This is a genomic window from Sphingomonas sp. PP-F2F-A104-K0414, assembly GCF_004340945.1.
Taxonomy (GTDB): domain Bacteria; phylum Pseudomonadota; class Alphaproteobacteria; order Sphingomonadales; family Sphingomonadaceae; genus Sphingomonas.
The window spans coordinates 341,521-362,029 of sequence record NZ_SLYD01000005.1 but is presented as its reverse complement, the minus strand read 5'-3'; the positions used below and the strand labels follow the sequence as shown (position 1 = coordinate 362,029).

The 20,509-nt window shown below is 62.4% G+C and carries 16 protein-coding genes; 9 read left to right on the top strand and 7 right to left on the bottom strand.

The genetic code is table 11. From position 1 onward, the window contains the following. Positions 1-58: 58 nt before the first annotated feature. Positions 59-1,537: a tryptophan halogenase family protein gene (locus C8J46_RS14170; RefSeq protein ID WP_132740382.1), complete on the bottom strand. Its 1,479-nt coding sequence runs from the start codon at positions 1,535-1,537 to the stop codon at positions 59-61. Positions 1,538-1,995: 458 nt separating this feature from the next. Between C8J46_RS14170 and C8J46_RS14165 the strand changes: the two genes are divergently transcribed. After that, entirely contained in the window at positions 1,996-5,418 is a 3,423-nt protein-coding gene (locus C8J46_RS14165) for a TonB-dependent receptor (protein ID WP_132740379.1), read from the top strand. A gap of 130 nt (positions 5,419-5,548) precedes the next feature. Here C8J46_RS14165 and C8J46_RS14160 read toward each other — a convergent pair whose 3' ends face one another. After that, a complete protein-coding gene (locus tag C8J46_RS14160; protein WP_132740855.1) occupies positions 5,549-7,633 on the bottom strand; it encodes a TonB-dependent siderophore receptor in 2,085 nt (694 codons plus the stop codon). A gap of 68 nt (positions 7,634-7,701) precedes the next feature. On the opposite strand from C8J46_RS14160, the gene C8J46_RS14155 reads away from it, so the two are divergent. Further along, complete coding sequence (locus C8J46_RS14155; protein ID WP_243643398.1) at positions 7,702-8,910, top strand: heparan-alpha-glucosaminide N-acetyltransferase domain-containing protein; 1,209 nt, start codon at positions 7,702-7,704, stop codon at positions 8,908-8,910. Positions 8,911-8,972: 62 nt separating this feature from the next. Here the strand turns inward: C8J46_RS14155 and C8J46_RS14150 are convergent, their stop codons facing one another. Then, positions 8,973-9,557, bottom strand: coding sequence for a glutathione S-transferase family protein (locus C8J46_RS14150; protein WP_132740373.1), 585 nt, complete (start codon positions 9,555-9,557; stop codon positions 8,973-8,975). A 104-nt stretch (positions 9,558-9,661) separates the two neighbouring features. Further along, positions 9,662-9,931, bottom strand: coding sequence for a DUF1488 family protein (locus C8J46_RS14145; RefSeq protein WP_165886556.1), 270 nt, complete (start codon positions 9,929-9,931; stop codon positions 9,662-9,664). Between the two features lie 230 nt (positions 9,932-10,161). Between C8J46_RS14145 and C8J46_RS14140 the strand changes: the two genes are divergently transcribed. The 3 genes from C8J46_RS14140 (at position 10,162) to C8J46_RS14130 (ending at position 12,808) form a co-directional block, all read left to right on the top strand. Further along, positions 10,162-10,764, top strand: coding sequence for a LuxR C-terminal-related transcriptional regulator (locus C8J46_RS14140; protein WP_332754324.1), 603 nt, complete (start codon positions 10,162-10,164; stop codon positions 10,762-10,764). A 318-nt stretch (positions 10,765-11,082) separates the two neighbouring features. Next, entirely contained in the window at positions 11,083-11,850 is a 768-nt protein-coding gene (locus C8J46_RS14135; protein ID WP_132740364.1) for a bacteriorhodopsin-like, read from the top strand. A 37-nt stretch (positions 11,851-11,887) separates the two neighbouring features. Beyond that, complete coding sequence (locus C8J46_RS14130; RefSeq protein WP_243643397.1) at positions 11,888-12,808, top strand: Brp/Blh family beta-carotene 15,15'-dioxygenase; 921 nt, start codon at positions 11,888-11,890, stop codon at positions 12,806-12,808. Here the strand turns inward: C8J46_RS14130 and C8J46_RS14125 are convergent. Together C8J46_RS14125 and C8J46_RS14120 are read right to left on the bottom strand one after the other, a co-directional pair. Beyond that, positions 12,805-13,779: an FAD-dependent oxidoreductase gene (locus tag C8J46_RS14125; RefSeq protein ID WP_132740361.1), complete on the bottom strand. Its 975-nt coding sequence runs from the start codon at positions 13,777-13,779 to the stop codon at positions 12,805-12,807. The two genes, C8J46_RS14130 and C8J46_RS14125, sit on opposite strands and share 4 nt — an antisense overlap. 160 nt (positions 13,780-13,939) lie before the next feature. After that, positions 13,940-15,709 carry an alpha-amylase family glycosyl hydrolase gene (locus C8J46_RS14120; protein WP_243643396.1) on the bottom strand — a complete coding sequence of 590 codons (1,770 nt, stop codon included), beginning with the start codon at positions 15,707-15,709 and terminating at the stop codon, positions 13,940-13,942. A 591-nt stretch (positions 15,710-16,300) separates the two neighbouring features. On the opposite strand from C8J46_RS14120, the gene C8J46_RS14115 reads away from it, so the two are divergent. The 3 genes from C8J46_RS14115 to C8J46_RS14105 all read left to right on the top strand — a co-directional run bounded on the left by C8J46_RS14115 (position 16,301) and on the right by C8J46_RS14105 (position 18,161). Then, a complete protein-coding gene (locus C8J46_RS14115) occupies positions 16,301-17,014 on the top strand; it encodes a replication protein A (RefSeq protein WP_207894181.1) in 714 nt (237 codons plus the stop codon). Between the two features lie 263 nt (positions 17,015-17,277). Then, positions 17,278-17,802: a hypothetical protein gene (locus tag C8J46_RS14110; protein ID WP_132740355.1), complete on the top strand. Its 525-nt coding sequence runs from the start codon at positions 17,278-17,280 to the stop codon at positions 17,800-17,802. After that, complete coding sequence (locus C8J46_RS14105) at positions 17,799-18,161, top strand: hypothetical protein (protein ID WP_132740352.1); 363 nt, start codon at positions 17,799-17,801, stop codon at positions 18,159-18,161. Before C8J46_RS14110 ends, C8J46_RS14105 begins: the two co-directional genes overlap by 4 nt. Before the next feature lie 607 nt (positions 18,162-18,768). Here the strand turns inward: C8J46_RS14105 and C8J46_RS14100 are convergent. Beyond that, complete coding sequence (locus tag C8J46_RS14100) at positions 18,769-19,314, bottom strand: hypothetical protein (RefSeq protein ID WP_132740349.1); 546 nt, start codon at positions 19,312-19,314, stop codon at positions 18,769-18,771. Between C8J46_RS14100 and C8J46_RS14095 the strand changes: the two genes are divergently transcribed. Next, positions 19,315-20,451: an ImmA/IrrE family metallo-endopeptidase gene (locus tag C8J46_RS14095; protein ID WP_132740346.1), complete on the top strand. Its 1,137-nt coding sequence runs from the start codon at positions 19,315-19,317 to the stop codon at positions 20,449-20,451. Positions 20,452-20,509: the final 58 nt, after the last annotated feature.

Sequence of the window (20,509 nt, the reverse complement as noted above, 5' to 3'; positions counted from 1 at the left end):
TACGGGTTCGGGCGATACGGGCCCGATCGATACGGGTTCGGGCGCGGTGCGGCTTTGCTCAGCCGCGTTCGAGCCGCGCCAGCGCGTCGGCATGCGGCGGCATATGCGCCAATGAGGCGGTGACGACTTGCTCGATCTGCGCAATACGGTGCGCCGCACGCGCGATCGGCAGCGCCGCACAAAGCGGGTCGTGACCATCGACGACGGCGTTCTGCCCGATCAACAACGCAAGCCAGCTCGTCTCGTTGAACAGTTCGTCGGGTTCGCGGAAGATGCGCCCGCCATCCCGAAACATCGCGAGTTTTTCGGCAAGGCCCTCGGGAATCGGTGCCGCTGCCCGGTCGCGCCAGAAGTGTTCGGGTCGCGCGTTGAGATGATAATGCGCGACGAGGAAGTCGCGGATGCGGACGAACTCCGCGGTCATCACGCGGTTATAGCGCTCGATCACGACCGACGACGCGACACCCGTACCCGGCAGCATCCGCAACAGATGCTGGAGCCCACTTTGCACCAGATGGATGCTGGTCGATTCGAGCGGTTCCATGAATCCCGCGGCGAGCCCCAGCGCAACGCAATTGCCCGACCAGAATCGACGGCGGTGCCCGGTCGCGAAGCGGATCACGCGCGGATCAGCCAACGCCTCGCCCTCGATCCTGTCCAGCAGACATGCGGTCGCCTCATCCTCGCTCATGTAGCGGCTCGAAAAGACGTGACCGTTGCCGGTGCGGTGGCGCAGCGGGATGCGCCAGCGCCATCCGGCGGGTTGCGCGATCGCCCGGGTCAGCGGCAATGGGGCGGCGTCGGCGGACGAGGGCACCGCGACCGCACGGTCGCACGGCAGCCATGACGACCAATCTTCCCAGCCCGCGGCCAGCGCACCCTCGATCAGCAATGCACGGAAGCCGCTACAGTCGATGAACAGGTCGCCTGCGATCCGCGTCCCGTCGGCCAGGTGAACCGCGGCGATGCCCGCCGGGCCCTGTTCGACACGCACCACCATGCCTTCGCAGCGGACGACGCCGTGTGTTTCAGCTTGCTTGCGGAGGAAGTCGGCATAACGCGCGGCGTCGAAGTGATAGGCGTAACCGATGCGCGACAGCGGTGAGTCGCCGTTGGCGATCGGCTTAGAGAACCGTCCGGTTTCGGCTGCGCGTGCTTCCAGCGAATATTGGCCCAGGTCCTCGGCCTCGCCCGCCTGCCGGGCACGGAGCCATTGCGCGGCGAACGACAGGCCGGCGATCTCGGTGCCGATCTGGCCGAATGGGTGGACGTAGCTCTCAGTCGGATGCGACCAGCCTTCGAACCGGATGCCGAGCTTGTAGCTGCCACCGGTCGCAGCCAGGAACGCGTCTTCATCGATCCCAAGCATGGCGTGAAAAGTGCGGATCGGCGGGATCGTCGCTTCGCCGACGCCGACGGTTGCGATCGTGTCCGACTCGACCAACGTGACGCGGCCACCGGCCGGGACGAGCAATCGGCCGAATGCGACGGCGGCCATCCACCCAGCAGTGCCACCACCGACGATGACGACGGTCATGCCCCGCGCAGTTTCGGATCTGTCGGGTGATGGATTGGAGCTCATGCTATCCTCGGGGAGGGCGTATCTATGATGGGCGGCGCAACACGCCTTATGCCGGTGGTAAGGCCGATCTGGTCAATACCCGATCTCCAATTATCCCCGATACCGTAATGCCGGGCGCGTCCGCGGCCTGAGATAGTGTCGCCCTTAATCGATGTTAGCGCGGGTTGGCGGACTCACCAAATCCGCCCGAACTATTCGCCTATATCGTATAAATAAGATCGTACGCCGCCTGTTATCGTATATTTGATTGGCTTAATCCAAGGTATTGCCCGCTACGTGGTACCGTTACAAACAATGTAACAATTGTGGCGATCTGTTGCATTTTCGCACTAGCTGTCCGCTCACGTGCGCGCTACCAAGTGCCTTGTCAAAGCGCGCAATTCACAAATGATAGCGCTATCAGGGAAGAGGGGATGCAGGGCATCATGCAGCGAGAGTCTGGCAATACGCAGTCGTTTGTTCGCGGTGCGGCGCTGAAGAGTGGCGTGTCGCTTTTTGCGGTGTGTCTGGCCGCTTTGCCGTACGCGGCGATGGCGCAGTCGGTCGACGCTGCGGGTGACGCGCCCGCGTCGCAGAGCACGCCGACTCCTAACGCGCTACAGCGTACCGCACCTTCTGATCGCGCCGCCGCGGCACAGCCCTCGGCCGCAACCGGATCGCAGCCGTCTGCCAATGCACAAGTACCGTCCGGCGGTGCCGACGTGACTAAGGCGGAGCAGTCCACGGCGACCCCGCAGCAGGAAGCCGCGACACAGGACGTCGTCGTCACCGGCATCCGTCGCAGTCTGCAGACCGCGCAGGCGATCAAGAAGAATTCCGAAGTCGTCGTCGACTCGATCTCGGCAGAGGACATCGGTGCGCTGCCGGATCGCTCGGTGACTGAGGCGTTGCAGCGCGTTCCCGGCGTCTCGATCAGCCGTTTTGCGGCAGGGGCCGATCCCGATCACTTCTCGACCGAAGGTTCGGGCGTCGTCGTCCGCGGACTGACCTACACTCGCTCCGAGATCAATGGTCGCGATTCGTTCAGCGCGAACAATGGTCGCGGCCTGTCGTTTGCCGACGTGCCGTCCGAACTGCTCGGCGGTGTCGACGTGTTCAAGAGCCCATCCGCGGACATGATCGAAGGCGGCATCGCTGGCACGGTCAACCTGCGCACCCGGCTGCCGTTCGATTCGACGGGATTCACGCTCGGCGGCACGCTCGAGAACAATTATGGCGACTTCGTCAAGAAGTCGGCGCCGACCGTATCGGTCCTGCTCAGCGATCGCTGGGAGACGGGGATCGGCCAGTTCGGCCTGCTCGGCAGCTTCGTCCGCTCTCAGGTGCGCAGCCGTGCCGACAGCGTTCAGATTTCGAACTGGGGCGAGCGGCCGCGTGGCACCGATGGCGCCTATTATCAGCTCAACCAGTATAATGCCGCGAACAACCTGATCACGCGGACCGACGGATCGACGGTTGCGGGCGACGGTCTTTTCTATGTGCCGCGTGGCGCCGCCGTGCGCAGCCAGGAATTTAACCGCACGCGCTACGGCTTTTCGGCCGCGGGGCAGTGGCGCAGCAACGACGGGACGATGAACGCGACCGCGCAGTTCCTGCGGTCCGACTCGCGTGAGGCCTGGACCGAGAACTCGATCGAGGTCGCGACCGACAATGTTCTGTCGGCAGGCGATTCTCAGCCCTATCCCGGCACCAGCTTCACGTTCGACGACGACAATGCGTTCACCAGCGGTCTGATCACCGGCCCGAACGGGTATCGCGCCGACCAAGGCACCGACATGCGCACGCCGACCAACGGCCTGCAGAGTAACAACATCGCCCGCGGCAATACCGGGCGCTTCATCACCAACGACGCAAGCTTTAACTTCAAATGGCAGCCGACCACGCGGCTTGGCGTGACGGTCGATTACCAGCATGTCTGGTCGAAGGTGACGGTGACCGATCTGACGGTCTGGGGCACGACCTACCAGAATGCGGACATCCGCCTGAACGGCAACGATCCCGCCTATGTGAACTTCGTGCCGGTCGCGAACACGCCGAACAACTATCAGAACGCAGCGCATCCGAGCTATCTCGATCCGTATAACAGCTTCTACCGCTCGGCGATGGATCACATCGAGGACAGCGCAGGCAACGAGGACGCCGCGCGTATCGATCTGGACTATTCCTTCCCGGAGGAGAGTTGGCTGACCTCGGTCCGTGCCGGCTACCGGTTCTCGGATCGTCAGAACGAAGCGCGCTCGACCGCCTATAACTGGGGTGTGCTGAGCGAGATCTGGGGCGGTGGCGACGGCAGCGGCGCAGGTGCCGGTGCGGCTGGCGGACCGGTGTGGTTCGATCGCCCGATCGACGGCAATCCGACCACCCGCGATGTCGGCACGCCGGGCCCGCAACAGGCGTTCCTATACGACAATTTCTTCCGGGGTCAGGCCAATGATCCGTCGAACGGCGGGCGGGTGTTCTTCCCGGGCAACCAGCTGCAGGATTACGGCAGCGCGGTACAGCAGATCAGCCAGATCGCCCGCGAGTGGCGCAACTTCACGTCGACCAACTCGGGCGCCGACGGCTGGGTGCCGCTCGCGCAGCGCTCCGGCGTCATCGCGGGAACACCGTTCCGTCCCGGCGAGGTCAACCCGGTCACCGAGCGCAACAACGCCGCCTATGTCGCGGTCCGGTTCGGCAACGACCTGTCGAACGGCTGGAACGTCAGCGGCAATGTCGGTGTGCGCTACACCAGGACCGAGCGGACCTCGTCGGGCTTCTTCGCGTTCCCCAACCAGTCGTTCAACTGCGTGGCGCCAACCGATGGCTCGGCGATCTCGCGGTTCTGCGCCTTGCCGGACGCCACGCGTGCCGCCGCCGCGGCGTTCCAGAACGGCGCGCTCGTCGCCAACGACGCCAAGCTGACCTATGATTATTTCCTGCCCAGCTTCAACGCCAAGCTCGCGGTCGGCGGTGGTCTCCAGTTCCGCGCCGCGTTCAACAAGAGCGTCGCGCCGCCCGAATTCGGCCTGACGCGCTCGTTCTACAATATCGGCCTGAACACCAGCGACCAGACGATCCTCTTTAACGGCGGTCCGGTCGCGATCTTCGACGTCGGCAATCCGAACCTGAAACCGGTGCGCGCCGACAATTACGATCTGACCGCGGAATGGTATTTCTCGAGCGTCGGTCAGCTGACCTTCTCCGCGTTCGCCAAGAACCTGTACGGCGTCCAGTCGGTCGGTACGCAGCGATTGAGCTTCACCAACAATGGCTCGACGTTCGACGCGATCGTCACCACGCCGCTGAACTCGACCGAGACCGGCAAGGTGCGCGGCTTCGAAGTCGGGTATCAGCAGACCTATGGCTTCCTGCCGTCGGTCCTGAGCGGGCTCGGCTTGTCGGCCAACTTTACCTATGTCCACTCGACCGGCGTGTCGCAGCAACAGCTCGACCCGAACGATCCGAACGTTGCCGCCGGGATCATCTCGTCGGTCGATACCAGCAAATTGCCGTTGCAGGGGCTGTCGAAATACCAGTTCAACATTGGGCCATTCTATCAGCGCAACGGGCTGGAGCTTCGTGCGGCGTATAACTGGCGATCGCGCAACCTGTTGACGATCCGCGACGTCATCACGCCGTTCTCGCCGGTCTATGCGGAATCCTATGGCCAGCTCGATGCGTCGATCTTCTATGCGGTGACACCGTCGATCCGGATGGGTTTCCAGGGCGTGAACCTGACCAAGTCGGTCACGCGCACCTCCTATGTGATCAACGACGACCTGCTGACGCGTCCGCGCAACTGGTTCATCAACGACAGCCGCTTCACCTTCTCGATCCGCGCCTCGTTCAAATAGGCGCGATCGGACTCGCCGAACGGCGGGGCAATCTCCTGCGCCTGGGGCGTTCCGTTCGCGGGGCGCCCTTTTTTTGGAATCGGGCCCGCCGCCGCGCGAATAGTTCAGGGCTTGGCGGAGAGCCGAACCCTCAATAGCTCAGGCGAACCGACATCCGCACGGTGCGCGGCGCGCCGGGGAAGACCCAGACCGGACTGTACGAGCTTTGCGCATACCGGGCGTCGAACAGATTATCGGCTTCGAGACGTGCGGCGAGCGTCGGCGAGAAGGCATAGTCGACCGCGGCCTTCGCCTTGAGATAGCGCGGCAGGACGAGGCCGCTGGTGTCGATCGCGCCCGCGCGGGCGCCGACATAGCTGGCGCCAGCGCTGATAGACGCACCGCGGCCGCCGGGGTCGAGAAACCGGCCGAGGACGAACAGCGTGGCGGCGTGCTCGGGTACGTTGAGTACGCGATCGGTGGCAAAGCTGCGATCGTCGGTCCGCGCATGAGTCCAGGCATAGTTGGCGACCAGTTGCCAGCGGGCGGCTATCCGCAATGATGCGTCGAACTCGATCCCGCGGCTGGTCAGCGACCCAACCGGCGCCAGGAAGTTCGGATCGACCGGGTCGTTCGTCAGGATATCGCGCTTGGCGATGTCGAATCCGGTCACCGCGATATCGAGACCGGGAAACGCCACGGTAATGCCGAGCTCATAGCCTTTGCCGCGTTCGGGGGCGAAGCCCTGACCGTCGCGCCCTGTCCCCGAGTTGAGCAGGAAGCTTTCTCCCCAATTGGCATGGACCGCGAACCGCTCGTCGATCGCATAGCGTCCGCCGAACCGGACATGGACGGGCTCGTCGATGCTCCGGCCGGTCTGCCCCGTGCGGTTGTTGCGGACCTGTTGGCGATAGGCGTCGAACCGCACGCCACCGGTGAGCGTCAGCCGCTGCGTCACGTCCCACATGTCCTGGATGTAGAGCGTGCCCACGCGACGCGTCTCGTCATTGTCGGTGAACGGCAGCAGGGGCAGCGCCTGGCCGCCATAGAGCGGCGCGAAGACATTGATCGCGTGCGGCGCAGCGGCGGTCGGGTTCCTGCGGAGCAGGCCTTCGTGATAGTCGAGCGTATAGCCTTTCATCCCGACGCTGGCCCGGTGCGCGCCGAATTCGCCTGTCAGTTCGAGCCGTGCCGAGAGATCCTCGACCGTGTAATCGCGCGCCCGGCGCTGACGCCACAGCGTGTCCCCTGCGACCAGACGGGACTGGTCGGACGAGAATCCCCGCAGCGATCCCGTGCGTCGCGCGATACCGCCGTTCAGGGTGATCCGGTCGGTGACGGCAATCTGGCCGGACAGTTGATGCCGGATATTGCGAAACCGCGTCGTGCCATCGGAGGGCTCGCCATAGAAACGCGATCGGGGCAGCGCGTTCGCGTCGCCGCCGATCGCCGGAATACCGCGGTCGAACGGTGCATCGAACTGCGTGATCTCGCCGACATAGGTAAGCCGGATGCCATCGCGCGGCGCCCAGGTCAGCGATGGGCTTACCACCCGGCGGCGCAACGTGACGAAATCGCGCCAGCCGTCACTGTTCTCGGCTGCAACCACGATCCGCGCCGCGAGCGTGCTCGATAGCGGACCGGTCACATCCAGTTCGGCACGCCGCGTATCGAACGAGCCATAGGTCAGCGTCGCGGTCGCCCTCGGGGTGAAGCGCGGCGTCTTGCTGACGATGTTGACCCGGCCACCGGGATCGATGTCGCCGAACAGCGCGCCCGCCGGGCCCTTCAGCACCTCGATCCGCTCGGTCGTCGCGGGATCGCGGGGCGGGCCGAGGCCCCGGTTCGCCAGGAAGCCGTCGACATAATATTCCGCGCCGCCATCGGGCGTGCCGAGAAACCCGCGAATGGCAAAATTGTCGAGGAAGCCACCACGATTGTTCTGGTTGCTCACGCCGCTGACCAGTTCGAGAGCATCCGACAACCGGTACGTTCCCGCCGCGCTTAACAGGTCGCGTTCGAGCGACCGGCTGGACGGCGACATGCGTTCGGTCGAAATATCGGATGACAATGTCCGGTCGGGCTGCATGCCTCGGGTACCCAGCACGACGATCTCTTTACCGTCCGCCTCGCGGACGATTTCGTCGCCGTCCGCCTCGCGGTCGAGATCCTGCGCGGCCAAAGGAAGCGGCAGCGCGAAGCACAGGAGTGCGGAAATGTGGCCGGTACGTCGCATGAAGGTCGACAAGACTGGTTGCCTTTTTGGTAATGATGTATCATCGCAATGACGGAGGTATGACGATGATGTCAATGACGAGAAACGCGGCGGTGGTGTCCGGCGAGGCGCAGGCGCGGGTTCAGCCAACCTCCGCCAAGCGTCAGCGGATCGTGTCGATCGACGCGTTGCGCGGGCTCGTCATGCTGGTGATGCTGGTCGATCACACCCGCGAGTTCTTCTATCTTCACGCGCAGGTCAGCGATCCGATGACGATCGCGACGACGCCGCCCGGCTTGTTCTTCTCGCGGCTTGCGGCGCATGTGTGCGCACCGGTGTTCGTTCTGCTGACCGGGCTGGCGGCATGGTTATACGCAGAGGGCAGGGCGCCGGAGCAACGTCGCGCGGCGGCATCGTCCTTCCTGCTCAAGCGCGGGCTGTTCCTGGTCGCGCTCGAATGGACCATCGTCAATTTCGCGTGGACGTTCGATCCGACTCCGGCGATCGTCTATCTCCAGGTGATCTGGGCGATCGGGCTGTCGATGATCGCGCTCGCGGCGATCGTGCATTTGCCGCGCACCCTGGTCGTCGTGCTCGGACTGGCGATCGTGTTGGGGCATAACCTGCTCGATCCGATCGCGATCGCGCCGGGCGAGCAGGGCCACGCGATCTGGGCGGTGCTGCACGATCGCGGCCTGCTCGACCTGCCGTTCGGTGGACAGGCTCGAACATCCTATCCCGTGCTGCCGTGGATCGGCGTGATTGCGCTGGGTTGGGCGATCGGCCCCTGGTTCGCACATACCGTCGATTGCGATCAGCGCCGCCGTCGCCTGCTGGTCGCGGGGGGCGGCGCGCTCGCGCTGTTCGCGATCCTGCGGACGATCAACGGCTATGGCGAGCCACTGCCGTGGCAGGACGGCGGCGGGACGCTTGCCACGGTCATGAGCTATCTCAACCTGACGAAATATCCGCCATCGGCCGACTTCCTGCTCCTGACCTTGGGGACCGCGGTGATCCTGCTCGCCGCGATCGAGCGGATGCCCGCGCGCGTGACGACGCTGTTGGCTGTGTTCGGATCGGCGCCGTTGTTCTTCTACATCCTGCATTTGTATGCCGTGCATGCGTTGAACATCGCGGCCGGACTGGTGCTGGGCTCGGATGGCAAGCTGCTGAGCGTGCCGAATGTGGCGGCGCTCTGGCTGGTCGCGGCGCTGGTCGCGGTGCCGTGCTGGTTCGCATGTCGAAGCTTTGCCGCCTTCAAGCGTACGCGGACCGGCTGGTGGTGGCGGTATCTCTGACGCCAGGTTTTGACGGCGGCGCAGGATGATGCGCGCAGGATCGCTGCGCGCATCGCTCGTGGTCAGATCAGGCCTTCGTGCTGCATCGCCTTCTGAACGGACGGACGCGTCATCAACCGGTCGCGGAACGCGGCCAGATTGGTGGGGACGGTGATTTCGTTCTTTCGTGCCCACAACAGCATGACGAACAGATAGAAATCGGCGACGCTGACGTCCGCGCCGAACAGGAAATCACCCTGCATCGTGTCCGCCAGATAGGTCATCCGCTTGACGATCGTCTCGGCGGCCTTCGCCTTCTCGTCATCCCCCGCACCCGAGAAGAACGGCTTGAAGCTCTTGTGTATCTCGGTCGAGATGAACGCCAGCGCTTCGAGAAGATGCGTATGCCCCATCGCACCCGCGGGCTTCAGCGCCGTATCCTGATGCGCGATCCAGTCGAGGATGGCGATGTTCTCGCTCAACGTCTCGCCGGAATCGAGCGTCAGGGCCGGCACATAGCCCTTGGGATTGATCGTCGTGAAATCGACACCGCTCTCTGTCCGCTTGGCCTTCAGGTCGACCTTTTCATGCTCGAACGGGATTCCCGCCTCGTGCAGCGCGATATGATCTGCAAGGCTGCAGGCGCCGGGCGAATAATAGAGCTTCATGATGGTCTCTCCGTGGTGAACGGCGTGAACGCGCAGGATCTCGATCGGCTGCCCGGGGCGAAGCGGACTGGAAACGGACTCGAAACGGTCGGGGCGTAGGCCGCTTATTCGAGATCGTCGTCGTCGATGACGACCACGTTCGCGTTGGGACGCTGGTCGGCGACATCGGCACAGACGTCGAGGATTTCATCGCTGAACCGTTCGAACAGTTCGAGCGCGTCGTTCTCGGGCTCGTCGCCGCTGAGTTCGCGGAGCACGGCATATTTCACTGCGAAATCGCGCTCGTCGCCATCGATCTCGGCGGTGAACTCGATCTGGTGGGCGACGTCGTTATCGGTAAGGCTCGCTTGGTCGACGGTGATACGGCTTGGCATGGCTTTGCACTCCTGGAAAAGGACAGGCCCTGCCCAAGAGCGTTGGCGCAAGCAAGGGGTTCGCGTCGGAGAAGAAAGATTGAGCATCGTCACGGCGAATATCGCGGTGCACGCTTGGCACAGATCCATGCTACCCCTTGCGAGCGCCGGCAAACGTCGGGCAGGCGTCTCTACGAGGACGCAGACGGATGAAAGGGGCTGGGGGGAAGATGGTTTTGGCGGAGGTATCGGTGCCGTCCAATCGGCGGCTGATCCAGTTGGTTACCGACAGTCCGATTCCCTCGGTCATCAGTGATCCGCGGCTTCCCGACAACCCGATCGTTGCCTGCAATCAGCCATTTTGCGATCTGACCGGCTACCCCGCCGAGGATGTCATCGGGCGTAACTGCCGATTCCTGTCGGGACCGGCGACCGAGCCGTGGCTGTCCGAGGAGATTCGGCGCGGGGTCCGCGAGCACAAGCCGGTGCTGGTCGAGATCCTCAATTACAAGCGTAACGGGCAACCGTTTCGCAATGCCGTTCTGGTCGCCCCGCTGTACGACGAGGAGGACCGGCTGCTGTACTTTCTGGGCTCGCAGGTCGAGATCGATACCAATGCGGCGACGCCGACCAGCATGCGACGGATTCGCGCCGCCGAGATGGTCAAGGCGCTCTCGCCGCGCCAGGGGCAGGTGCTCAAGCTGGTCGCGCAGGGTCTGCTCAACAAGCAGATCGCCGGAGAACTGGGACTCGCCGAAAAGACCGTGAAGATGCACCGCGGCATCCTGATGGAGCGTCTCGGCCTCAGGACCACCGCCGACCTTATCCGATTGGCGGTCGAAGCCGGTCTCTGAACCGCGGTTCGGGGCCGCGATCCGGACACCGCGCGGCGAGTCAGCGGCGTGCGATGTAACGACCGATATGGACCAAGTTCCGTATCGCAGGCGGGTCTGGCGGGGCGTATTCCGGACTCGGTCGTCACAGCGGCCAGGGCGCGGGGCGTATCAGCCAACGCCGCGGGTCCTGGGTGGAACTCCCTCCGATACCCTTCAAGGTCGCTGTGGCGCCATCCTCGGGTGAGACCGAACCGGCGATGATCGGCTCGCATCGCCCGCAACTAGCCCGGCATGCCACTGTAGCAAGCCCGGCGCAGCAAGGTGATGGAGATCCCGATGGACATCATAACCCCGTTCCAGTTCTCGCTGGTCTATAATGCGTTTTCGTTCACGTTCGCGACGATGGCCGCGGCGACCGCTTTTCTCTGGCTCAGTCGATCGCAGGTCGCACCGGCGTATCGTACCGCGGTCACGATCTCCGGGTTGGTGACCGCAATCGCGGCGTATCATTATCTGCGCATCTTCGAGAGCTGGAATGCGGCCTATACCCTCAAGGACGGCGTGATCGCGGCGACCGGTTTCGCCTTCAACGATGCCTATCGCTATGTCGACTGGTTGCTGACCGTGCCGCTCCTGCTGGTCGAGCTGGTGCTCGTGATGCGGCTGTCGCCGGAACAGACGTCGTCGAAGACGGTCCGGCTCGGATCGGCCGCGGCGCTGATGATCGTGCTGGGCTATCCCGGCGAGATCGCGGCCGATATTCCGACCCGTGCGCTGTGGGGGACGCTGTCGGCGATCCCGTTCGTCTACATCGTCTGGGAGCTGTTCCGCGGGCTTGGTGAGTCGATCGAACAGCAGCCGGTCGCGGCCCGCGATCTGGTCCGCCGCGCGCGCCTGCTGACGTTCGCGTCCTGGGGATTTTATCCAATTGTATACATGGCGCCCTACGCCAACCTAACCGGCGCCACCGCAACGACCGTGATCCAGCTTGGCTACACCATCGCAGACATCGTTGCGAAGGCCGGCGTGGGCGTCCTGATCTTCATGATCTCGGTGCGCAAGTCGCAGGTCGAGGCGCACAGCCCGCTGGTTCACGCCGAGTGATCGCGGTGCCCGGCGCCGCATGATGGGTGCTGTCAGCATGAACCACCACCGCGTCCAGATTGGGCGCGGTGGTGTCGTGCCGGCTGCGTTCTGGCTTGCCGGCGTGTATCTCGTCATCGCGTCTGCCGCGCAACTGCCGCTCGATGGACCTACCGGGACGACAATTGCGACCCTGGTCTTCGTTGCGGGCGGATTGCCGCATGGCGCCTACGACATCGCGCTGCTCGCCCGCTCGACCCGTCTCCGCAGCGGCGGGTTGGGGCTGGCGGTTATGGCGTACATCGGTGTCGCAGCCGCGATGGCAGTGCTGTGGTTGGTCGCCCCGGTAGCAGCGCTGATTTTGTTCCTGATCGTTGCAGCGATCCATTTCGGTGAGGACTGGACGATGATCGACGAGCCGCTGCTCAGAATGGCAGCGGGCACTGCGATCATCGCGGCGCCCGCGATCGGCCACCCAGCGACGGTCGCCCAACTCTTTGTCAGCATGGCGGGCGGCCCCGGCGGTGAGGTCGTCGCGCAAGCGATGATCGCATTGGCGCCGGTTGCGTTGCTGGTGACCGGCGTGGGGATCGGGGTGGCGTGGCACGAAGGCGCGCGCGAGTGGGCAGCGGCGACGGCGTTCGCGATTCTGGCTTTGATCGTGATGCCACCCGTCGCGGGCTTCGCGCTTTTCTTCGTGTTTCTGCATTCGCCACGCCATATCGCTGCCGCCCGTACAGTGCTGGCCGGAATGTCGCGGACGATGTGGCTGGCCACCGGAGCAGGGATGTCCGCGTTCGCGATCGGCGGGTGGTTGGTTTTTGCGACGCACGTCGAGGGCTTGCCGACCGATATGACGGCACAGGCGTTTCAGTTGTTGGCGGCCGTCGCCCTGCCACATCTGCTGTTGTCGCGCTGGCTCGAACGGCGGCTCGAACGGCGTCTGGAACTGCCGTCTGCAGTGTTACGGCAGACCTAGCCGCCCAACATCCGATCCGCGAGCATGCGGCCCGATAGCCACGCGCTTTCGATCCGCGGCGCGAGCAGCCAATCGCCCGCGGCGCCAAGTCTTGCCTCGGCGTTCCACAGCGCGCCGTGATTGGCAGCGGTGGCGCGGGCGTAACGCCAGCGATGCCCGGCGCGGACGATCGGCTCGGGCATTGGCTCTTCGGCATGATCCGCCAATGCCGTGAGGAGCCGCCCGACAACGCTGTCCGCCGAGTCTTCGAGATGGGTCGTCGACCAATCCGGCGTGGCCTGGACCACCCACGCCTCCGGGCCGTGACGCCCCGGCTTGGCGCTGTTGCGCGCCGCCCAGCCGATGATGCCGGCGTGTCTGATTATGTCGTCGGCAATCGCCACGGGTTGGGCAAAGGCCAGCATTACAGTCCAGCTCGGCGAGGAGCGGCAGGCCTCGGCCTCGGCCGCCATTACCGGATTATGATCGGCCAATAGCGGTGCGGCCTGTTCGGCGGGAACGGCGATAACGACGGCGTCGAACGGGCCTGCTGTAAGAGAATTGGTCGGGGATAGGTCGCTCGGAGCGAGATCGGTCGAAGACAGCGCGATATGCCAACCGGCATCGCTGCGGCGGATCGCGGTCACTCGGTGCCGCCAGTGAACGTCGGCTTGGTCGGCGAGATACTTGACGATCGCGTTCATGCCCGGGGTGCCGACCCAGGCATCGTCCCCTGCCGCGGGCCAGCGGGCGATCACCCCAGCCGCCGCCCATTCGCCGACCGCTGTGACAAAGGCCGGATCGCGTGCCGTCAGATATTGTGCGCCGTGATCGAACGCTGCCTCGCCCGCAGACGTCTCGACACGTCGTGTCGACATCCGCCCGCCCGCACCGCGGCCCTTGTCGAACAGCGTGACACCGTGGCCGGCGTCCTGCAGGCGGAGCGCGCAGGACAGACCGGCAATGCCCGCACCGATGATCGCGATTCTCATGACGGTCTCCGTTATACCCGTACCGCCGGGGGCGGACACGCACCGCATGAACGGTCCGCTCCAACGCTACAACACCGGTAGGTCGCCGATATCCGGCATCCTCGTGGGAAGTTGATTTCCCTCAACCTGGCAGGGCCGTGACGATGCCGCATGTCGTTGGTCAGCGCGGTGTGGCGAGCGCGCAGACCGCATAGCCGAGCGGAGGTAGCGTAACGGTAAGGCTCCCTGGGGCGGCAACCTTGCCGCAGCCCGTGCCGGCAAGCGTCCGCGCCGATGTCGCGTCGACGCCGATCTCCACCTGCCGGGTCAGCGCAGTCGTCGCGGTGTTGAACGCCAGCAGGACTTCCGCCTTCGTGACCGGATCGAAACGCGAAATCGCGAGCAGCCCCGGCATGTCCTCACGCGCGCGGAGCGTCTGCCGGCCGCGGGTCAGTGCGGGCGTGGCGGTGCGGAGTCGTGCCAATATGGCCGTCTGGCGAAACAGCGGATTGTCGCCGCCGAAATGCGCGGTGGCGGTCGTGCTGTCGGTGCCGATCAGATGATTGTCGTTGTACACGGCGACCTTGCTGGCGAACATGTCCTCGCGGGCGTCCTGATCGTTGCCGTCGCTCACAAAGCCTTGTTCGTCGCCCGAATAAATCGTGGGCACCCCGCGTAGCGTCAGCAGCATTGCGTTGGACAGCATCACCCGCGCCAGCACTTCGTCGTCGCCAGCCCGCGGAAATGCCTTGCGAACGAAGGTCGCGAACCTGCCGTCATCATGATTGCCGGTAAAGGTCGGCAACGTCACCGCGGTGTCGAAGCCTCGGGCATATAGCGCGTCACCGTCGAACAGCGCCTCGAATGCGTCGGTCCCACGCGTACCCGCAACCGTCTCGACGATCGCCTGTCGGAATGAGAAGTCGAGTACCGCGGGTAGTTTGTCGACGATCGTGTGTTGCGCGAGTACGGCGGGGCGTACCTCGTGGTCCGAAACTTCGCCAAAGATGTGGAAATTGGGAATGCCCTTGGCAGCGGCACGGGCCTGCATCGCAGGGACGAACGCAGCCCAGAATTCGGGGTTCACGTGACGCGCGGTGTCGATGCGGAAGCCATCTACACCGTAGCGATCGATCCAGTCGCCGAAAATGTCTATCATCCCGGACACGACCCGAGGATTCTCGGTCATCAGATCGTCGAGACCGACGAAATCGCCCATCGTCGAACTTTCGTTGCGATAGGTCGTGTCCCCACGATTGTGATAATAGCGCACGTCGTTAAGCCAGCCAGGAACCTTCACGTCCCGTTCGCCGGCGGGGACGAATGGCGTATAGGCATAGTCGCTGCGGGTGAGCTTGGCGAAGTTGTCGGCGGTGTGGACATCGTCGCCGGCGAAGCCTGGATTGATCGCTGCGCCATTGGCGCCAAGCCGACGCTGGTACGGATAGTCTGCCCGGCTGCGATAGGGGCATTCGCGTTTGCCGACGCACTCGCGGTACTGGATTACGTCCGCGGTGTGGTTGATGATGATGTCCATATAGACCTTCATCCCGCGGCCATGCGCGGCTGAGACCAGCGTCGCAAAGTCCGCGTTGGTGCCGAGATGCGGGTCGACCTGCGTGAAATCGGTGATCCAATAGCCGTGATAGCCGGCAGATTGCTGGCCCGGAGCGCCCTGTACGGGCTTGTTCTTGAACACCGGTCCGACCCAGATTGCGGTTGCGCCGAGGTTCTGGATATAGTCGAGGCGCCGGGTCAGGCCTTTGAGATCGCCGCCGTGGAAAAAGCCCTTGGCAGTCGGATCGAAGCCGGTGACCTGCGCGCCGCCGCTCAATCCACCACGATCATTGGAGGGGTCGCCGTTCTCGAACCGATCGGGAAGCAGGAAATAGATGACCTCGTCCTGCGGCAGCCGCGCGCGGTAGTCAGCGACCTTCGCGGGCACGGTCATTGTCGGCGGGGTCCTTGAGGCCCCAATCTGCGCGGCGACCAAAGGAGTCTGCTCGGCTACCACAGGTTTAGGGGCGGCCAACGCGTGAGGCGCGGCGAAGGCCAACGCTAGCAGTATCGTGGATCTCGCGGCCAACCTCGACATGCACTTCCCCTCCATCACCGCATGCCCGATCGTGCCGACCATGTTACCGTTCGCTGTGCGGATGCTCGGTCGCGAAACCAAGCATGGCGCATACGTATTCACGCGGTCCGCAAGCGCAGGGGGCTGGATAGGAAGGCGAGTCCAACAAAGCGGGGGACGGCGCAAACCGTCTGAGCGGGGCGGCTGATTGAAGCGACTATCGAAGATATCGGGCGTCTGTGCCCGGGCGCTTTCACCCATCCTCACGCCTCTCAAACCGCAACATCCGCGGAAGGCCCCGGAACATCATCGGAATGAGGATTTCCGATAATGCTAGAAAACGGCGGAAAGCCTTGGTGCACCCGACTGGTCTCCAATAACCGCAGGATCTCAGCATGTTGGATCGGCTAACCGCTTTAATTTTGCCCACGGAATCCCGTCAGTTCTCGCAAAATTGGCTAACCGGTCATGAGCGCCCGTTCGCTCTACAAGATCGTTGGCGGAAAAGCCTCGAAGGGTCATCGGACCGGCCAGCCGGTTCGCCGCAGCAGCTTCCGAGCCGGTGAGCGCGAGCCGCGATACTGGCGGCCGTTTAACAAGGCTGAACGCAATGCGCGCATGCGTGCTGCCGAAACCTACGACCAGAAGCACAAGATCGCTGGCAAGCGTAACGGGCCCTTGGGCGCGATCGGCGTCGACGTGCTGCGCGAGCTGATGCGAATGATCGACTTCAAGACGGGCAGGCTCGAACCCGCCATCGCGACGTTGGCGACACGGCTAAGCCGTTCGCGCGGCGCGATCGTCAAGGCGCTCGCGCGTCTGAAGGATCATGGCTTTCTCAACTGGATCCGGCGGTTCGAACCGATCAAGGACCCCGACACCTTCGGCCCCCAGGTCAAGCAGGTGACGAACGCGTATTGGTTCGGCCTGCCAAAGGAAGCGGCCGACATGGTCCGCCGCATGATGGGCAAGGGGCCGATGCCGGACGACGAGGTGACCCGTAGGAAGGCTAATGAAGAGGAAACCGCGGCGATGCTGGCGACGATCTCGGCCGAGGACCTCGCGGCTTTCCGTGCCGGCGACGAGTCCCCTCTCGCGAAAGCTCTCGCTTCGCTAGGCCGTCGCGTAGACCTCTGTAACGCGAATTCACCGGGTGGTCAGAACCCAACCCTACAAGGTTAAATATAAAAGGAACGCCGTTGGCGTGCGCAGATTTGCTGCTCCACCAAGCCCCCAAGGGCCCGAACCCGACGGGTTCAACATCCAGCGACCGCGGGTGAGCGTGCCGGCTTGCGCCGTCCCGTGCATCCTAGCGAGGATGCGGAAAATCCGTCAGATCTTCCTAAGATACCTCATTCTCTGTGCGACGAAATGGGAGCTTAACCGGTTATGGATTGCTCCGAACACTTCGCCGATGTACCCCGAGGCGAGGGGATAAGCAGTAAATGCAGTTTTTATTCGATCCAGGAAATGCGGCTGCTGTGGGAGCGTGGGGATTAATTCTCGGAATCCTTGGAATAGTTTTAACTTTGGTTGGTTTTATCATCTCCATCCGACAGATACGTCAGGCAAAAAGTGTGGCACAATCGGCCGCCGATGCCGTAAGCGCCGTGCAAATTCGTGTTAGTCGATATGATGCAGCAGTTGATTTAGCAGAGGCGAAGTCTTCTCTGCAAAATGCCCGTCATTATGCCAACTTGGATGCTTGGCCTCAGTTTGTAACCTGCTACGAAATTACATCGGAGGCACTCGGGCGGGTGGCACTTCAGGCAATGTTTACGGAGGGTAAAGTTGCGGAAGATATTAAAAAATCTAGATCGAGAATTTCTAAAATCTGCAATCTGATCGAAAAGTTTTTGGAAGGAGCCGGTCCGGTGCCTAAGAAATCAGATATCAACAAAGCAATTCGAGGCGAAATGACAATTGTTCAGGAAGCCGAGCAAAAAAACTGGAAGGGAGCTATCGCGTGACGAAGGAAGAGAAGCAGGCGATGATCGTCAATGCGCTAGTGAAAAGTAATCTACAGGGTAAACTTACTTGGAAACCTTTTGAGCCAGTTCCGGGCACCGTCTACACTGAGGTAGGGGGTAAAATGGTGTATCTAAGCAACGTCCGCAATAATGAATTGGACTCAATTCAGGTCGAAATATACGCTGACGGTGGATTGGCGGATAAATTCGTAGATGATGACTTGGTAGATGCCCAAGTTGCTTCTGTCTCGAATGACACGTGGTTCTTGACATTGACAGGACTTCTAGTAAGCGCCCGCCGCAAATCGACTGGGGCAGATGAGGTTCTAGATAGTTTGTTGAAAGATCTAGAGGAATAGCGATTATATCGAGGATTGACTTAGAACGTCGACGACCGCTGAATGACTACTGTTGTTAATTTACGGTTGGGTGCTGAGGTGGGGTAGTGCCGGGCCAGTTTGTCGATCGTTGGAAATCGCGTGATATTACCGCTTAATATTAGCTCTCGAAAAAGTCCGATCCACGTCACCTCGGTATCTGTGAGCAAGTGCATCAATCCGCATCACCGTCAGAGCCCTCCGCGGACCTAGAAGCGCTCGGTTACAGAGGGCCTGCATCAAATAGCAGTACTGCATCAAAAGCGACCTACAAAGCGGGCGGGCGAGGCGGGGGGAATAGCGCGTGATTTGGGGTCGCAGGTTCAGGGGCAGGCGACGCGCTTCGGTTGCGACCTAGGGGGGGGGCAGGGGCGGTCGAGCGCATTGGTGCCGACGTTGACCAAACGTTAGACCGCCTCTGTGCGGGGTTCCTATGGGGCCGCTGTTGCGAACTTGCCATTCCGCTTGCGCCCATGATCGGTCGTTCCGGACACATTAGATCGCTGCCTATAGCGGACGTTCGTTCAGCGACGTGCCACACCGTCGGCGGAGGGGGCGTGCGTATCTCGCCAGCACATTCCTATCACCGTCAAAGTTGGCGATCATTAGGCACCCCTTTAACCTTTAGCCCCAGCGTTTTCGCCGTGACCCGCTTCTCAGCCTCGCCGACCTTCTTCGCCACGGCCTGACAGCGCCAGCTAATGAGGATGCTCGACCCCATAAATATCAGCACCGGTAGCACCAGATAGATGAAAAAGATAAACCAGACGCCGTCCTGTCCAGCATCCAAGTTTTGGTAGGCAGTGGTATACGCGAAGTAGGCCAGACTGGTCGAGAAGAGTGCGAACACAACGGCCAGCAGACGCCGGTTCAGGTCGTGAAATCCAATCTCCAGACCGCTTACATCGTAACTCAGTCGCTTGGCGTTGCCGATCTCCACGGGCCCCATGTTGCCACTGACCACGGCCTGCCTAAGGGTCGCCACTCTACGCGTAAGACCCGCCACGCCGGTCGTTGATACTGCTTGAATAACTGCGAGCGCGAGATACAATCCTAACCCGACAGTTTGCACGTTGGCCATCTGACCAAAGGTAAGCCCCGCCTTCGTCGCTTCCCAAGGCCATTCGATACACAAGTGAAAATTCCCGCTGTAGCCCTCAAGTCTGCTCTTATCGCGAGAGGCCTCGATGTGGCTACCCTCTCGCAGCGCACTGGCGTGCCTAAATCCGTCCTAAACCGAACGCTTGAGGACAAGGGTGAGCTGGACGAGGATCAGATTAGGTCCATTTCGGAAGAATTGGCGGTTCCGATTCAGGCGCTGTTCGCGCGCCAGCAGCTGAACCTCTTCCCGGCCGTTGATTTTCGCTCCGTGACGCCCGGCGTGGGTGAGTTCGAGAAGGGCACGCTCCAAGCGATCAATTTCGTGGAGCGCCTATCCAGCACTATTACCGCGCTCGACATGGACGTGGAACTAGATGACAGCGTTGAGCAATTCACCACCACGACCTATTCCCAAAAAGAGGCCATCGATCTCGCGAAGAAGTGGCGCAAGACGTGGGGTATCAGCGATAACCAGCAGCTGGAGTGGCAAAACGCCAATAAGCTCTACACCAGTCTGCGTGACTTCATCGAAGGCTTGGGCGTTCTCGTTCTGCATAGGCAGTTCAAGACGCGGGAAGCCGCAGGATTGTATCTGCAGGCCGATAATGGGCCCCATACCATCGTCATCAATACAACGGGTAGTAGCAAGGCCCGCAAGCTGTTCACGCTCGCGCATGAGTTTGGCCACCTGCTTCTAAGAGCCGAAGGTGCATCCAACCCGTCCGTGTTGAAGAACAAGGTCGAAAGATTTTGTAACCGCTTCGCAGCTTGCCTCCTGGCGCCTAGGCGGATCATCGAATTGGCGCTTGATCGGTTTGGCTACACGCCGAGAGCCGATGACACGTTCATTCGCCTATTTGCCGCGAAGCTAGGTATCAGCCAGGAAGCGACCTATCTTCGGATGGTAGAACTGAACTATCTCACCCCTTCCGACTACGCGAAATGGAAGGCCAAGTTCGCGAACAACGGGTCCGTGCCAACCGGCGATTTGAGCGACGGTGCTGGCGGCGGCAGTTCTGACGTGCTTCGCGACAAGCAGACACAGTATGGATCGACCCTTCTCAACCTGCTCGCACGCGCTCGTCGCACTGGTCAGCTGGACGAGATCGACATTTTTCGCCTGTGCGGCTTAAAACCCAAATATCAAAATCAGCTGTTTGGGGTCGCCTAGCGGATGGCGGCGAAACCCAAGAGTAAGCCGGAGCCTAAGTGGGTAATAGACCTGCATG